This window comes from Paludibacterium sp. B53371 (genome assembly GCF_018802765.1).
Taxonomy (GTDB): domain Bacteria; phylum Pseudomonadota; class Gammaproteobacteria; order Burkholderiales; family Chromobacteriaceae; genus Paludibacterium.
The window spans coordinates 3,575,083-3,590,541 of sequence record NZ_CP069163.1 but is presented as its reverse complement, the minus strand read 5'-3'; the positions used below and the strand labels follow the sequence as shown (position 1 = coordinate 3,590,541).

The following is a 15,459-nucleotide window of genomic DNA, read 5'->3' as shown; positions in this document are numbered from 1 at the left end:
GGAATATTGCCATTTTTTCCAAAGTCTTACGACGAGCCAACCAGCCTGTCGGCGCTTTTCCTTGTCAGACAGCCGGACAGGGCGTTTGCGCGGTCAGGCCTGCTGTTGTCGAACGACAACGTCGCGCGATTTCAACACCTGCAGGGCGAAAATATTTTGCGATGCAATATTCACCGGCTTTCTTGGTTATCATACCTAACAGTCGCTATACGATTATTACTCCAGCAGTGGTTTTTCTCGTTTGCCCGGCAAGCGCGATAAAACTTCACGCCAAGCTATTCAGGAAACGTATTGCGCCGGATTCCGGCATAAACTAGATTTGTTTACCCGAACGTAATAAAAGCCGCGTTCGGGCGCCAGAATTCTCCGCTTCGTGGTTTTAATGCTATTTGACTTTATGTGAAAGGAAGACGATGCAGATCGCAATTCCGGCCGAGTATACGGCTGGCGAGACGCGCGTGGCCGCGACACCGGAAACGGTGAAAAAGCTGGTGGCCATGGGGCACCCTGTGGTGGTCGAGCAAGGTGCGGGTCTGAAGTCGGCCATTCCGGATGCGGCCTATGTCGCGGCCGGTGCCACGCTGGCGGACAACCGTCAGGCTGCGCTGGCTCAGGGTGACATTGTGCTCAAGGTTCGCCCGGCCACCGCCGAGGAGCTGGCGGAAATGAAGCCCGGTGCCGCGCTGATTTCGCTGATGAACCCCTATGCCAACCCGACTTTCCCGCTGATGGCGGAAAAGAAGCTGTCGGCGTTTGCCATGGAACTGCTGCCGCGTACGACGCGGGCTCAGTCCATGGATGTGCTGTCCTCGCAGAACAATATTGCCGGCTATCGCGCCGTGCTGCTGGCTACCCAGTACTACCCGCATTTCATGCCGATGCTGATGACGGCGGCCGGGACGGTGAAGCCGGCCCGCGTACTGATCCTCGGGGTGGGTGTCGCCGGTCTGCAGGCGATTGCCACCGCCAAGCGCCTGGGCGCGGTGGTGGAAGCCTTCGACGTGCGTCCGTCCACCAAGGAACAGGTCGAGTCGATGGGGGCCAAGTTCGTCGAAGTCCCGATGACCGATGAGGAAAAGGCGGAAAACGACGGCGTCTACGCCAAGGAAATGTCGGAGGACTACAAGCGTCGTCAGGCCGAGCTGGTCGACAAGCACGCCCGCCAGGCCGACATCATCATTACCACCGCGCTGATTCCGGGACGCCCGGCGCCGCGTCTGCTGTCGGAAGACACCGTGCTGGGCATGAAGCCGGGCTCGGTGGTGATCGACATGGCCGCGGAAAGTGGCGGCAACTGCGCGCTGACGCGCAGTGGCGAAGTGTTCCAGACCGAGCATGGCGTCACGCTGGTCGGAACGCACAATCTGCCTGGCCTGCTGGCCGCGGATGCTTCCAGCCTGTATGCCCGCAACCTGCTGACCTTCCTGAGCCTGATGCTCAGCAAGGAAGGTTTTGCCATTGATCTGGCCGATGACCTGCTCGACGCCACGCTGGTGACCCACAACGGCGAAGTGCGCTTCGGCAAGGCTCAGGGCTGATGGCCCCGGCATTCAAAGGAACAGGAGTTACACACTATGGTTGATCCGTTCATCACCAGTTTCACCATTTTCGTTCTGGCGGTCTTCGTGGGCTACCACGTGGTCTGGAACGTCACCCCGGCCCTGCATACCCCGCTGATGGCGGTGACCAATGCCATTTCCGGCCTGATCATCGTCGGTGCGCTGCTGCAGGTGGTCGACATCAACGGTCAGTCGATCACGCTGACCTCGGTGCTCGGCGCCGTCGGGATTTTTCTGGCCAGTATCAACATTTTCGGCGGCTTCATGGTGACCCAGCGCATGCTCGAAATGTTCAAGAAGAAACGCTAAGGAACGATGATGCAAAACCTCTCTGCGATGTTGTACCTGATCGCCGCCGTGCTGTTTGTGCTGGCACTGAAGGGACTGTCTTCGCCGGTGACGGCGCGACGCGGTAATCTGTTCGGCGTTATCGGCATGGTGATTGCCATCGGCACCACCTTCCTGATCATGGACAAGCCGGTCCTCGGCCTGATCGCCGTGGCCATGGCCGCCGGTGCCGCCATCGGTGCCTGGAAGGCGCGCACGGTGGAAATGACCGGCATGCCGGAACTGGTCGCCGCCATGCACTCGCTGGTCGGTCTGTCGGCGGTGCTGATTGCCGTGGCCTCGGTGTTCCACAGCGGCCTGACCCACAGTGCCGACCAGAAGGTCGAGCTGTTCATCGGTGCCTTCATCGGTGCCATTACCTTCACGGCCTCGGTGATCGCCTACGGCAAGCTGTCGGGCAAGTTCGGCGCCAAGTCGGTGGTGTTCAACGGTCAGCACCTGCTGAACCTGCTGATGGCCATCGTGATGGTCGGCTTCGGCGTCGCCTATTTTGTCAGTGACAGCCATGCCGCCTTCCTGGCCATGGTGGCGGTTGCCCTGGTGCTGGGCGTGACCCTGATCATCCCGATCGGCGGCGCCGACATGCCGGTGGTGGTCTCGATGCTGAACTCCTACTCGGGCTGGGCAGCGGCCGGTATCGGCTTCACCCTCAATAACCCGGTACTGATCATCGGTGGCGCCTGCGTCGGCGCCAGCGGTGCCATTCTGTCCTACATCATGTGCAAGGCGATGAACCGCTCGATCGTCTCGGTACTGCTGGGCGGCTTTGGTGCGGAAGCCGGCGGTGGCTCGGCCGGCCCGTCCGGCCCGAAGAATTATCGTTCGGGCTCGGCCGAAGATGCGGCCTTCCTGATGGCCAATGCCGACTCGGTGATCATCGTGCCTGGCTATGGTCTGGCGGTATCGCGTGCCCAGCATGCGCTGCAGGAGTTTGCCACCATGCTGACCGAGAAGGGCGTGAATGTCCGTTACGCCATTCACCCGGTCGCCGGCCGCATGCCGGGGCACATGAACGTGCTGCTGGCAGAGGCCGACGTGCCCTACGAGCAGGTACTGGAAATGGAAGAGATCAACTCCGACTTCTCCAATACCGACGTGGTCCTGGTGATCGGCGCCAACGACGTGGTCAACCCGGCGGCCCAGAAGGACAAGTCGAGCTCGATCTACGGCATGCCGATTCTGGAAGCCTACAAGGCGCGCACGGTGATCATCGTCAAGCGTTCGATGAGCACGGGTTACGCTGGTCTGGACAATGATCTGTTCTATATGGACAAGAGCATGATGGTATTCGGCGATGCCAAGAAGGTGGTCGAAGACCTGGTCAAGGCGGCAGAGCACTAAGCTTTTACCGTTTTTTCTGAAAGTCAAAAGGGGCAGCCATCAGGCGGCCCCTTTTGACTGTGGAAAACCCTCTGCACCGCAGGGCGAAAACGCCAACCACGGCACGGATGATGTCCCCGTTGTGACGCGCCAGCCGCCCCACTCAAGGGAAAGGGCAGCCATCTGGCTGCCCCGCTTGATGCTCCCAAGTTCGATGCGTGTTCAAGCCATGGCGATTATGGCTTCACGCTGCTGTCACCCTGAGCGGGTGCGTCGGCCGATGGCATGGCGGCGCTGGCTTCAGCATGCGGCTGGGAGGCCGAGCCGGCCTGGTTTGCCGGGGTACTTTGTGCTGCCCAGCTGAAGCAGGCCAGCAGTGAAGCGATCAGGGCAAAGGCCATCAGGATTTTTTTCATCGGGTTACCTTTCGGTTTGTTAACAATGCACGACCCTGATTGCAAACGGCGTGCCAGCCCGAACGAATCCTTTTTAATCAGTCAGTTAGCCATCCCCCCCACCGACACAGGTCGCCGTTTTGTCTCCTGAGAGCGACAGCTGGTCGCACTTAAAACGCAAACCACTGATTTTCCAGCGCTTTCCCTGTCCCGAATCAGCGACAAGCTGTCTTACTCGGTGGTGCTGGGGTTCCAGAAGGCCTGCTTGATATGTGGCAGTTGCTTGAGTACATCGGCAATGCGGTCCAGCTCTTCTGATTTGACCGAGGTCGACAACAGGGTGGCGGTCAGCTCGACCTCCTCGTCGCCAAAGGGCTCGACATCCATGTCGCCCAGGGGGTAGTGGGCGGCCTCCAGCAAATCGTCGATCAGCGTCAGGGTCTGCTTCTGCTCTTCGCGGTCGCAGATGACGCACAGCTGATAGGTGACTTCACTGGTCTGGTCGTCAATCGGCTGGCGGTTGATCGAATTGACGACCGGACGCAGCAGGGTGTTGGAGGCCAGTACGAACAGGGTGGTCAGCAAGGCGGAGTCCAGCAGACCGGCACCGGCGCAGGCCCCGGCCGCCGCCGAGCCCCACAGCGTGGCGGCGGTATTCAGCCCGCGTACATTGAGGCCCTCTTTCATGATGGTGCCGGCGCCGAGGAAACCGACCCCGGAGACCACATAGGCGGCGACCCGCATGGCACTGGCGGCACCATCCATGCGCACTGCCATATCGACAAAGGCGGCAGCGCTGACGGCCACCAGTGTATTGGTGCGCAGTCCGGCGGTCCGCTGGCGGAATTGTCGTTCATAGCCGATGGCCGTCCCCATGACGAAGGCGGTGATCAGGCTGATCAGGGATTTGCAGAATTCGGCTTCACCGAAATGCGGCATCAAGCTCATGGCATGCTCCTTATCTGGCAGATTCGGGCCATGGCAGCAGGTCGCCCGCCGGGCGGACGCAGCACAAGACACTGCGCACCGGGCTCGGCTCGGGTGCTCAAACACGTGTTTTCAGGTACGGATCGACGATCAGGATACGCACCGCCTGCCTGGACAAGACGGCGGCGCAAGAGAGGGCAGCGGTCAGGCCAGGATTAACGGGAAAGCCGGTTTGACTGACAACTCTGACTGTCCAAGGTATAACCCCAAGAATTAAAACGGTATCGCATTGTATTTTTTTGTCATTAAGCGGGTCAAGTGCACCACAGCCGCATGCCACAAAGGCCGCACTGTTTCCTTTTTGCAATACACATCATGTAGGCTGCAAGTATCCATCAAAGCATCACTGCACAAGGCCACCCCGGTCATGACTGCCAGACACTGGCTCGGACGCATCGTTATTGCATGCTGGATGGCAGCAAGCTGTCTGCCGCTGGCCGCACAAAGCACGCTGGTCGTGCGCTATGGCCCCGTCAGCCCGATCAATGAATATCGCTGGCGCGTGCTGGATCTGGCGTTGTCGCATACCCGCGCCACAGACGGCCCGTACCGGCTGCAGCCCTATGAAGGCCCCCCGGTCAGTCAGTCGCGGGCCATCACCCTGCTGGAACGTGCGCAACTGGATGTGGTGGCCATTCCCTGCTCCCCGGTGCGTGAGAAAATCCTGCGCCCGGTGCGCTTCGATATCCTGCGCGGCATGCTGGGTTACCGCATCCTGATGGTGCGCGCGGAAGAACAGACGCGCTTTGCCCGGCTGTCTGATCGCCAGCTCAGGCAGCAGATCCTGCTGGGCTTCAACAGCCAATGGGCCGATTACCCGATTCTGATCGCCAATGGTTTCCGCGTGACGCCCACGGTGGGTTATGAGGAGTTGTTTGCCATGCTGGCCGCCGGGCGCTTCGATGCCCTGCCGCGCGGGCTGAATGAGATTGGCCCGGAACTGGAGATGTTCCGGGCCAAGTATCCCGGGCTGGTCGCCGAGCCCGGATTGGCACTGTTTTTTCCCTTGCCAGTGTATTTCTGGGTCAACCAGAGCAATGCCGCGCTGGCCGAGCGCATTGGTCGCGGGCTCAACGCCGCGCTGGCCGATGGCAGCCTGAAGGCCCTGTTCCAGCAGTACCATCAGCAGGAAATCGCCCGCCTGCGACGCGAGCATCGCCGGGTCATTCTGCTGACCAACCCGCAACTCCCTGCCGGTACACCGCCAACCGATACCAGCTGGTGGTGGCCGCACTAGGGACCCCGTGGATCAGTGCACCACGCTGACCACGCTCCAGTGATCGCCCTCGACCCGTGACAGCGTCACCGGGGCGTTTTGCAGATTGCCGCTGGCGTCAAAGCTGAAGTCGGCGGTCACCCCCTTGTAACGGCTGTTGGCAATCATCGGCAGGAATTTGGCCGGCTCGGTCGAGTTGGCCCGCTTCATGGCATCGGCCACCAGCATCATGCCATCGTAGAACTGCGGTCCGAGCAAGACGACATCCTGATTGAAGCGCGCCTTGTAGCGCGCCACCCAGGCCTTGCCGGCCGGACGTGCTTCCAGCAAGCCCCCCGCTACCGCCGAATAGTGGCCATTGGCATCGGCCCCTGCCAGCTGGATGAAGGTCGGGGTGTTGAGCATGTCTCCGCCCATCAGACGGGCATTGATCCCCAGTTGTTTCAGCTGGCGCGCCATCGGTGCGGCCTGGGCATCGGCCCCGCCATAGAAGATCACATCCGGACGCTGTGCCTTGAGCGCGGTCAGGATGGCGGCGAAGTCGGTCGACTTGTCGGTGGTGTATTGCCGGGCGATCGGTTGCTTGCCCATGCCCTGCAAGGCTTTGACGAATTCATCGGCAATGCCCTGGCCATAGGCGGTGCGATCATCGATGACCGCGATGCGTTTGGCCTTGAGCTGCTGCACGGCATAGCGGCCCAGCGCGCCACCGATCTGGCTGTCGCTGCCGACCAGCCGGAAGGTGGTCTTGTAGCCGGACTTGGTATAGGCGGGGTTGGTCGATACCGACAATTGCGGGATACCGGCTTCGGCATACAAACGCGATGCCGGGATGGATACGCCGGAGTTGAAGTGGCCGATGACCGCCTTCACACCGGCATCGACCAGACGCTGGGCGACCTGGGTACCGATGCGCGGGTCGGCCTGATCATCTTCCGATACCAGCTCGAAGTGGATTTTCTGCCCGCCGACCGTCATCGGTTTGGCATTGAGATCGTCGACGGCCATCTTGATGGCATTCTCGTTGTCCTTGCCATAGTGTGCCTGCGGCCCGGACAGCGGCGAGGCAAAACCGATCTTCACCGTGGTGTCGGCGTAAACCGGCAGCGACAAGGCCAGCGAACCGCCGGCCAACCATGCAGCCCATGTTTTCTGCTTCATCTGCGATGCTCCTCCTGGTGTATCACCGTGGTTGTGCTACTGCGCTCAGAAACGGCCTAGTCGGTAAGGGGTCAGATCCAGCGTGGCCGGACGCTGGCAGATTTGTTCGGTCAGCAGGGCGCCGGTGGTCGCGGCCAGGGTCAAGCCGAGATGGCCGTGACCGGTGGCAAAGTACAGTCCGGGCCGATCCGGCGCCGGGCCGATCAGCGGCACGGTGTCCGGCAAGGAGGGGCGATTGCCCATCCACACGCTCATGTCACGGGTCTCGAAGTCGCCGAGGATCTGCCGCGCCTTGTCAACCAGCAGATGGGCGCGACGCCAGTCTGGCGGCGCATCCCGGTGCGCCAGTTCAACGGTGCCGGCCAGACGCAGCCCGCCATTGGCCATCGGCAGGATGACAAAACTCTCGCTGGCGCATTGCAGGAAATGGTGCAGTGCCACCCCGGCATGTGGCAGGGTGACGTGGTAGCCGCGCTCGCTCTCCAGCGGCACGCGATAGCGATGCTGGCGAAAGAAGCGATCACTCCAGATACCACAGGCGATGAGCACGGCATCGGCCGCCAGGACACCCTGCGCTCTGGTGTCAACGCCGCGGACCACCTGTCCGTCTCCGGTCGTGGCCAGAACCTCGTCCTGGATGAATTGTCCGCCGGCGCGCACAAAGGCATCGAACAACCCCAGGCTGAACAGATAGGGATCGTCGACATGCGACCAGGCCGGCACTTCGACCGCCACTTGCCAGCGCGGGTCCAGCGGTGGCGCCAGCGCCGCCAGCGCCGGTCCGCTGAGCTTGCGCCACTGCACGCCATGCCGCTGCTTGCTTTGCCAGGCCGGTTCGGCCGCACGGAATTCGGCTTCGCTGCGATAGAGTGTCAGCGCACCGTGGCGGCGCCACAGATGACCGATGCCAGCGGCGTCGACCAGTGCGGCATAGTCATCGTTGACACGTTCCAGCAGCGCAGACAGCGCAGTGGTCAGGGTCGCCACCCGGGCGGGGCGACTGGCGGCCACAAAACGCAGCAGCCAGGGCGCCAGGCTCGGCAGATAGCGCCAGCGCACCGCCAGCGGGCCAAGCGGATCAAGCAGCCAGCGCGGCACCTTGGCCAGCACGCCGGGCTCGGCCAGGGGGATGACATCGCTGACCGCCAGTGCCCCGGCATTGCCGAAGCTGGTCTCGCGCGCCGGCTCGCCGCGGTCGATCAGGGTGACGGCACAGCCGGCCAGACGCAGTTGCAGGGCACAGGCGATACCGACAATACCGGCACCGACCACGATGACCGAGGGCTTGAGCCCGATAGCGCTGCGAGCGTTCATTCAGCCCACCACGAAGCCGTGTACATAGGGATCGGCATCGTCCAGCAGGATGCGGTTATAGCCGGTGACGATGGCCCAGCCGGCAATGCCGGGCACGATGGCCGGCAGGCCGGCAACCTCGGTTTCTTCCTCGATGGTGCCAGTGAACTGGCTGCCGATCAGACTCTCATGCACCAGCACATCGCCCTTTTTCATCAAACCGCGCCCATAGCGCTGCGCCAGACGGGCCGAGGTGCCGGTACCACAGGGGGAGCGATCCAGCGCGGCGGCGCCATAGAGCACCGCGTTGGCGGCATGCGAGCCGGGCGTTTTCGGCGCGCCGGTCCACTGCACATGGCGAACGCCGCGAATATTGGGGTCCAGCGGATGCACGATGTCGTAGTGGGCATTGATGAAGTCACGCAGCTCGTTGCCCATGCTGACCAGTTGGGCCGGGGTGTAATCGGCCATGTCGCGATAGTTGGCCTGCGTCTCGACAATCGGATAGAAGTTGCCGCCATAGGCGATATCCACCTTGAGTCGGCCCAGGGCCTGCACTTCGACCTCGACATCGCGCAGCAGCAGGAAGGAGGGCACATTGCTCAGCTTGACCGACTTGACCTTGCCGCCTTCCTGCCGGTAGCTGGCCACCACCTTGCCGGCCGGCGTGTCGAGATTCAGCACCCCGGGGGTTTTCGGCTGTACCAGTTGATGTTCGATGGCCATGGTCACCACACCGATGGTGCCGTGGCCACACATTGGCAGACAACCGCTGGTCTCGATGTACAGCACCGCCACATCGCAATCGTCGCGGGTTGGCGGATAGAGAAATGCCCCGGACATTTGGGCATGCCCGCGCGGCTCATACATCAGACCAGTACGGATCCAGTCATAGCGCGCCAGAAAATCCAGCCGGCGCTCGGCCTGGGTCCGGCCATTCAACGCCGGTGCGCCCCGGGTCACCAGTCGCACCGGATTGCCGCAAGTGTGTCCGTCAATGCATTCAAATTCGCTGACTGCCATCTGGCCTTCTCCTTACCCTGAATGCTTTCACTCTAGAACTGCGCATTTTTGAATACAATAAAACCATTGATATTTGTCAAAATACGACAATCTGCAACATGACAAAACCCAGGTAAAAACTAATCAAAAGCCTTTTATTTATTGAATAATTGGCGATGTTGCAAAAAATCACTCATGCAGTGCCGCCTGCTTTCACGGCATGAATTGCATGCAAAATCTTTGCTTTTTGTATACAAAAATTCCTAGCATGGAAAACAGGAGGCAGCACCGGGCTGCCCGATCCAGACTCAGGAGCGTTGACCATGACCCACCTTTGGCGCGGGGTCTTTCCCGCCGTGACCACCCAATTCCATGCCGATGAATCGCTTGATCTGGCGGCGACCGCCCGGCATATCGCCTGGCAGCTCGACAACGGCGTCGATGGCATCATCGTCTGTGGCTCGCTGGGCGAGGCTTCGACCCTGACGGCAGAGGAAAAGCTGGCCATCCTCCGAACCGCCAAAGAAGTGGCCGGCGACAAGCCGGTGCTGCTGACCGTGGCGGAAGACAGCACGCGTGCCGCCCGTGCCCTGGCCCAGGCTGCGCATGCAGCGGGGGCCGACGGCATCATGCTGCTGCCGGCCATGCGCTATGTGTCGGACGCGCGTGAAACGCTCCATCACTATCAGCGCGTGGCGGATGCCAGCCCCCTGCCGATCATGATTTACAACAACCCCGTGGCCTATGGCGTCAACATCACGCCCGAGATGTATGCCGAAATGGCTCATGAACCAAAATTCGTCGCCATCAAGGAATCCAGCGGCGATATCCGCACCCTGACCAACATCATCAATACCGTCGGCCAGCGCTTTGCCCTGTTCAGCGGCGTGGATGACCTGGCGCTGGAAAGCCTGATGATGGGCGCGGATGGCTGGGTGGCCGGTCTGGTGGTGGCCTTCCCGGCGGAAACGGTGGCGATCTGGCGTCTGGCCCAGGCAGGGCGCTGGCAGGAGGCGCGCGCACTGTATCGCTGGTTTGCACCGTTGTTGCATCTGGATGTGTCGATGAAGCTGGTGCAGAACCTGAAGCTGGCGCAGGCCATGGTCGGACAGGGCAGCGAGCATGTGCGGGCCCCACGCCTGCCGCTGAGCGGCCGCGAGCGCGAACAGGTGGAAGCCATCATCCGCAGCGGACTGGCGACTCGGCCGACCCTGTCGCCGCACTGAGCCTGTGCGGCAATGGTAAGATGGATGCCCCAGAGCGAGCCGCCATCATGACCACCAGCAACGACACCCCACAAAGCCTGACCGCCATCGCCACCGAAACCCTGCGCCAGCGTATTCTGGCCGGGGAATGGGCCGATGGCGGCCAGTTGCGCCAGGAAGCCCTGTCGCGCGAACTGGGCATGAGCCGGGTGCCGATTCGCGAGGCGCTGCGTCAGCTGGAGGCCGAAGGGCTGGTCACCATCATCGAGAATCGCGGCGCGGTGGTGTCCGAGCTGTCCCTGCCGGAAATCGTCGAGCTGCTGCGGGTCAGGGTGCTGCTGGAATGCGATGTGCTGCTGGAAGCGATACCGCGTCAGTGTGCCGCAGACATTGCCGCCGCCGAGGCGCTGCTGGCCGACTTCGAGCGGGCGCTGAACGACCGTGACATCGCCTCCTGGGGCGTGCTCAACGCCCGCTTTCATCTGGCGCTCTATCGCGCTGCCGAACGGCCGCAGACCCTGGCCCTGATCGAGCAGCTGCATAACCGCACCGACCGCTATACCCGCATGCAGATTCTGCTGACCGGCTTCAACGAGCGTGCCCATCAGGAGCACAGCCAGCTGCTGGCACTGTGCAAGGCCAAGGATGCCATCAGTGCCGCCGCCTTTCTGCGCCAGCACATCCTGCATGCCGAAGCAGCGCTCGAAGCCTGGTATCGCAGCCAGGCCCAGGCCAAACCGGCCAGGCGAACCCGCCAGCGCCGCTGACTGTTCAGCCGGGTGCAGCCGGCCTTATCCTGCACCGTCTTTCTTGATTGCCGGATACCACCATGTCCCTGCCCCGTTTTGTTGTCTTCGGTGACGCCCTGACCGACTTCATCCGCCAGCCTGATGATCGCTGGCAAGCCTGCCCCGGCGGTGCCGGGCTGAATCTGGCACGCATCGCCGCCGGCCTGGGTCTTTCCGCCGCCTTTGCCGGTGCCATCAGCGACGATTACTTTGGCCTGCAGCTGGCCCATGAGGCCACGACCGCCGGTCTCGACACACGCTTCCTGCAGCGCCTGCCGCACACGCCCTTGCTGGCCATGGTGCCGGCAACCGAGCCTCCACAATATTTCTTCGTCGGCGACAACAGCGCTGACCTGCATTTCGACCCGGCGGCCCTGCCGGACGGCTGGATGGAGGCCGCCAGGATCGCCTGCTTCGGCGGCATCAGCCTGGCCCGTCCGCCGCTGGCCGACCGCCTGCTGGCCATCGCCGGACAACTGGCGGCCCGTGGCACCCTGATTGCCTTTGACCCGAATTTCCGCCTGCCGATGCGCGCGGCAGACTATCCCGCCCGCTTCGCCGCCATGGCCGCACTGAGTGATTTTGTCAAAGTCTCGGAAGAAGATCTGGCCGGGCTGTTTCCCGATGCCGACGAAGCACGGGCGCTGGATCGCCTGCAGGCCCTGGCGCCGAAGGCGCAGATTCTGCTGACCCGCGGCGCCAGCGGCCTGAGCCTGATCAGCCAGGGTCAGGTCAGCCATGCCAATGCCCTGCCGGTCAGCGTCAGGGATACGCTCGGTTGCGGTGACGCGGCTTTCGGCGGCTGGCTGGCCAGCCGTCTGATGCAGCCCGAAGCCTCCGCCACCGATCAGATGCAACTGGCGCGGGCCTGCGCCGCCTGCTGTGCCGAACAACACGGTTTTCACGCCCCGACCCTGGCGCAGGTGGCGGCTCGCCTCAACGACTGAGCGTCATTGCGGCTTGACGCCGCGATAGTTGGAAAAGAACAGGATGTCTTTCTGGTTCATGTTGTCGTGGGTCAGCAGCGTGACGCCGCTGTCGACTCTGGCAGCACTCGGTCTGGCGCCATGCGCGGCCCGCCAGGCCAGCGTCACGCCGACATAGCCCATCTGGAATGGCCGCTGCAGCACCAGCACCGAGATGGTGCGCTGGCGGATGGCCTCGTAGAGCAGGGGATTGATGTCGAATCCGATCAACATGACCTTGCCGGCCAGACCCAGTTTCTGCACGGTCTGCAAGGTCCCCGAAGTGGTGGTTTCGTTCGGGGTGAAAATCGCGTCGAAGCCCTTGCCCAAGCGACGCAGTACCTGCTCGGACCGGAGCCGGGCATCGCTCTCGGCCGGCCCGAGATAGGGGTCGGCCACCACGGTCAGTCCTGCCTTGCGCACCACGTCAAGAAACCCCTGCTCACGCTCATCGGTCGATTGCACGCCCTTTTTGAAGCGCATCAGCACCACCCGGTGCAGACCGGTTCCGCGCAGGCGGCGCACCATCTGCTCCCCGGCCAATCGGCCGGCGGCATCATTGTCGGTACCGACCAAGGCCAGCGGACGGGCATCGGCCTCGGTACGATCGATGAAGACCACCGGCGTCCCCTGCTGCATCAAGAGCGCACTCTGGCGCGCGCGCTCCGGCGCATTGGGCGCCAGCACCAGGGCTCGACACTTGAGGCTCGCCAACTGGCGAATCAGCTGATCCTGCCCCTGTTTATCGGTTTCTTCGCTCGGATTGAGGTAATGGATGGCGACGCCCAGCTCGCGACCGGCCGCCATGGCGCCCTCGCCAACGGCCCCCCAGAAACTGGGGCTGCCGCCGGCCGAGACCACCTCGATGCAATCCGCCCCCCAGACAGGGACGAACAGCAGCAGGGGCAGCAGGCAACCGAAGCGCATGGCAGTTCTCACGATGAATGGCTGTCCTTCATTGGTAGCCCAAACACCGTGTCATGACAACGCCGTCGTACTGCCGCTCAGTGCTCCTTTTCTGCCGGCGCGGAAGGATGTGGCAGACGACTGTTGAGATAATGCTCCGCCGCGTGCTGCAGCGGCGCTGGCACCGCGCCCAGCCACTGATTGAAGTGCAGCCCCATCAGATGATTATTGCCGGCCCGTGCTGCCATGGCCTCAGCCAGCGAGGCAAACAGGGGGTCCTGCGCGTGCAGATCGGTCGGACGCGCCTGACTGAAGGCATCGGCGTCGCCCGACCAATGGCAGGTCCCTTCGCTGGTCACGCCATAACCCAGCGGCAGACCGGCAGCCAGACGCTTTTTCTGCTGAGCGGCAAACACCTCGGGCTCGAAGATGTAACTGTCGCAATGCCGCCAGACACCATCGATCTCGACCTGAATCACCGCATGAAACAGATCCGGAGGCAGGCACTGATAGACCAGCGCCGGCACGGCATGACGCAACACCCGCTTGTCGAGCTGGACAAAGCGTAACCGGGCAGCCAGGCCGGCCGCCTGCAACAAGGCACACATCAGGTCGGCCTGAGCATTGCAGTGGCCACGGCCTCTGAGCAGGGTTTGTGCCGGGGTGACGGTCTCAAACCAGGTGGTGAAGCCGAAGGCGATGTGATCGCGCACATAGTCGTGGATCGCCACGGCGCGCTCGCGCTGACTGTCAAACGGCACGGTGCGTTGCAGATGCTGCAGGGTTTCCATGAGCGCCATGCACTCTCCCTCCGGTTGGACGTGATCTGATGCCCAAAATGGCATGGTTATTGAGCGATAAATATGACTTTGGAATGAATATACTGCGAAACCGCGTGCCTGACCATGCCGGCAGGGGAAAGCCGTTTCCGGCGTTCCATACACATCATTTCCTTGTCGATCAGAGACATAAGGCGTATCATCGCCGACCTTTTCCCTCGCCTGCTCATATCATGACGCTCCCGACCGCCGCCAAGGCTTGTGGCATCGACTTTGGCACTTCCAATTCGACCGTCGGCTGGCACCATGCTGGCCACGCTCCGCTGATTCCGCTGGAAAACGGCGAGGACACCCTGCCTTCGGTCGTGTTCTTCGACTACGAAGAGGACTGCGTGCATTTCGGCCGCCATGCGCTGGAAATCTACATGCAGGGTGACGAAGGCCGGCTGATGCGCTCGCTCAAGAGCCTGCTCGGTTCCAGCCTGCTGGATGGCCAGACCGAGGTGCAGGGACGCGCCCTGCCATTTCGCCAGCTGCTGACGGTGTTCGTCGCCGAACTCAAGCGCCGTGCCGAAGCGCATGCCGGGCGACGTTTCGAGCACGCCGTGCTGGGCCGCCCGGTGTTCTTTGTCGACGACAACCCCAGGGCAGACAAGCTGGCCGAAGACACGCTGGCCGAGATCGCCCGTGCCATCGGCTTCCAGGAAGTCAGTTTCCAGCTGGAACCGATTGCCGCGGCCATGGATTACGAATCGGTGATTGAGCGCGAAGAGCGCGTGCTGGTGGTGGATATCGGTGGCGGTACCTCGGACTTCACCCTGATCCGCCTGGCACCGGAACGCCGTGCATTGAGCGACCGCCAGTCCGATATCCTCGCCACCGGCGGGGTGCATATCGGCGGCACCGACTTCGACCGCGTGCTGAGTCTGTCGCAGGCCATGCCGCTGTTCGGTTACCGCACGCAACTGAAGAATGGCGCCGAGATGCCCTCCGGCTATTACTTCAACCTGGCGACCTGGCACAGCATCAACACCCTGTATACCCGCAAGGTGTGGATGGAGCTGCAGGATGTCTATCGCGATGCCGTGGCGCTGCCGCTGATCGATCGCCTGTTCAACCTGATCAACCAGCGCGCCGGGCACCGCCTGGCGATGCAGGTCGAGCAGGCCAAGATCGACCTATGCGCCGCGCCGAGCGCGGCACTGGATCTGACCCATCTTGAAACGGGCCTGATTGCCCGCTTTGAACAGAGTCTGATGGAACAGGCCCTGACGCCGCTGATCGACAGCATCGGCCGTACCGCCCACGTGGTATTGCAGGATGCCGGTCTGCGTGACGACCAGATCGACACCCTGTACTTCACCGGTGGCGCCAGTGCCATCCCCTGGTTGCGCCAGCGCATCGCCCAGTTGTTCCCGTCGGCACGCCATGTCGAAGGCAACCGTTTCGGCAGTATTGGCTGCGGGCTGGCGCTGGAAGCGGCACGCCGCTACGGATGATGCAGCGCAATATTTTATTTGCATAGACAAATTCGG

15 protein-coding genes are annotated in these 15,459 nt (G+C 62.4%); 8 read left to right on the top strand and 7 right to left on the bottom strand.

Annotation, left to right across the window (positions count from 1 at the left end):
• The first annotated feature begins 413 nt into the window (after positions 1-413).
• The 3 genes from JNO51_RS17095 to JNO51_RS17085 are packed head-to-tail and all read left to right on the top strand — an operon-like array spanning position 414 to position 3,248.
• The gene (locus JNO51_RS17095) at positions 414-1,538 is read left to right on the top strand and encodes a Re/Si-specific NAD(P)(+) transhydrogenase subunit alpha (protein ID WP_215779750.1); all 1,125 of its coding nucleotides are present in this window, start codon (positions 414-416) and stop codon (positions 1,536-1,538) included.
• A 36-nt stretch (positions 1,539-1,574) separates the two neighbouring features.
• Positions 1,575-1,868, top strand: coding sequence for a proton-translocating transhydrogenase family protein (locus tag JNO51_RS17090; RefSeq protein WP_133683066.1), 294 nt, complete (start codon positions 1,575-1,577; stop codon positions 1,866-1,868).
• Positions 1,869-1,874: 6 nt separating this feature from the next.
• Positions 1,875-3,248 carry an NAD(P)(+) transhydrogenase (Re/Si-specific) subunit beta gene (locus tag JNO51_RS17085; protein WP_371822860.1) on the top strand — a complete coding sequence of 458 codons (1,374 nt, stop codon included), beginning with the start codon at positions 1,875-1,877 and terminating at the stop codon, positions 3,246-3,248.
• Between the two features lie 215 nt (positions 3,249-3,463).
• Here JNO51_RS17085 and JNO51_RS17080 read toward each other — a convergent pair whose 3' ends face one another.
• Together JNO51_RS17080 and JNO51_RS17075 are read right to left on the bottom strand one after the other, a co-directional pair.
• Complete coding sequence (locus tag JNO51_RS17080; RefSeq protein WP_215779746.1) at positions 3,464-3,643, bottom strand: hypothetical protein; 180 nt, start codon at positions 3,641-3,643, stop codon at positions 3,464-3,466.
• A 210-nt stretch (positions 3,644-3,853) separates the two neighbouring features.
• Positions 3,854-4,570, bottom strand: coding sequence for an MgtC/SapB family protein (locus JNO51_RS17075; protein WP_215779744.1), 717 nt, complete (start codon positions 4,568-4,570; stop codon positions 3,854-3,856).
• Positions 4,571-5,021: 451 nt separating this feature from the next.
• On the opposite strand from JNO51_RS17075, the gene JNO51_RS17070 reads away from it, so the two are divergent.
• Positions 5,022-5,846, top strand: a complete 825-nt coding sequence (locus JNO51_RS17070; RefSeq protein ID WP_215779742.1) for an ABC transporter substrate-binding protein — start codon at positions 5,022-5,024, stop codon at positions 5,844-5,846.
• A gap of 12 nt (positions 5,847-5,858) precedes the next feature.
• Here JNO51_RS17070 and JNO51_RS17065 read toward each other — a convergent pair whose 3' ends face one another.
• The 3 genes from JNO51_RS17065 to JNO51_RS17055 are packed head-to-tail and all read right to left on the bottom strand — an operon-like array spanning position 5,859 to position 9,302.
• Positions 5,859-6,986 carry a branched-chain amino acid ABC transporter substrate-binding protein gene (locus tag JNO51_RS17065; RefSeq protein WP_215779740.1) on the bottom strand — a complete coding sequence of 376 codons (1,128 nt, stop codon included), beginning with the start codon at positions 6,984-6,986 and terminating at the stop codon, positions 5,859-5,861.
• A 45-nt stretch (positions 6,987-7,031) separates the two neighbouring features.
• Positions 7,032-8,300 carry an FAD-binding oxidoreductase gene (locus tag JNO51_RS17060; protein ID WP_215779737.1) on the bottom strand — a complete coding sequence of 423 codons (1,269 nt, stop codon included), beginning with the start codon at positions 8,298-8,300 and terminating at the stop codon, positions 7,032-7,034.
• Positions 8,301-9,302 carry a 4-hydroxyproline epimerase gene (locus JNO51_RS17055; RefSeq protein WP_215779735.1) on the bottom strand — a complete coding sequence of 334 codons (1,002 nt, stop codon included), beginning with the start codon at positions 9,300-9,302 and terminating at the stop codon, positions 8,301-8,303.
• 302 nt (positions 9,303-9,604) lie between these two features.
• Between JNO51_RS17055 and JNO51_RS17050 the strand changes: the two genes are divergently transcribed.
• The 3 genes from JNO51_RS17050 (at position 9,605) to JNO51_RS17040 (ending at position 12,221) form a co-directional block, all read left to right on the top strand.
• Positions 9,605-10,507, top strand: a complete 903-nt coding sequence (locus JNO51_RS17050; protein WP_215779733.1) for a dihydrodipicolinate synthase family protein — start codon at positions 9,605-9,607, stop codon at positions 10,505-10,507.
• Positions 10,508-10,554: 47 nt separating this feature from the next.
• On the top strand, positions 10,555-11,253 hold the full coding sequence (locus tag JNO51_RS17045) for a GntR family transcriptional regulator (protein WP_215779731.1): 699 nt from the start codon (positions 10,555-10,557) through the stop codon (positions 11,251-11,253).
• 62 nt (positions 11,254-11,315) lie between these two features.
• A complete protein-coding gene (locus tag JNO51_RS17040; RefSeq protein WP_215779729.1) occupies positions 11,316-12,221 on the top strand; it encodes a carbohydrate kinase in 906 nt (301 codons plus the stop codon).
• 3 nt (positions 12,222-12,224) lie between these two features.
• On the opposite strand, the gene JNO51_RS17035 is transcribed toward JNO51_RS17040, so the two are convergent.
• Positions 12,225-13,178, bottom strand: coding sequence for a substrate-binding domain-containing protein (locus JNO51_RS17035; RefSeq protein WP_215779725.1), 954 nt, complete (start codon positions 13,176-13,178; stop codon positions 12,225-12,227).
• A gap of 65 nt (positions 13,179-13,243) precedes the next feature.
• On the bottom strand, positions 13,244-13,945 hold the full coding sequence (locus JNO51_RS17030) for a transglutaminase-like domain-containing protein (protein WP_215779723.1): 702 nt from the start codon (positions 13,943-13,945) through the stop codon (positions 13,244-13,246).
• A 212-nt stretch (positions 13,946-14,157) separates the two neighbouring features.
• Between JNO51_RS17030 and JNO51_RS17025 the strand changes: the two genes are divergently transcribed.
• Positions 14,158-15,423 (top strand): Hsp70 family protein, encoded by a 1,266-nt coding sequence (locus tag JNO51_RS17025; RefSeq protein ID WP_215779721.1) that lies wholly within the window; start codon positions 14,158-14,160, stop codon positions 15,421-15,423.
• Positions 15,424-15,459 lie beyond the last annotated feature (36 nt).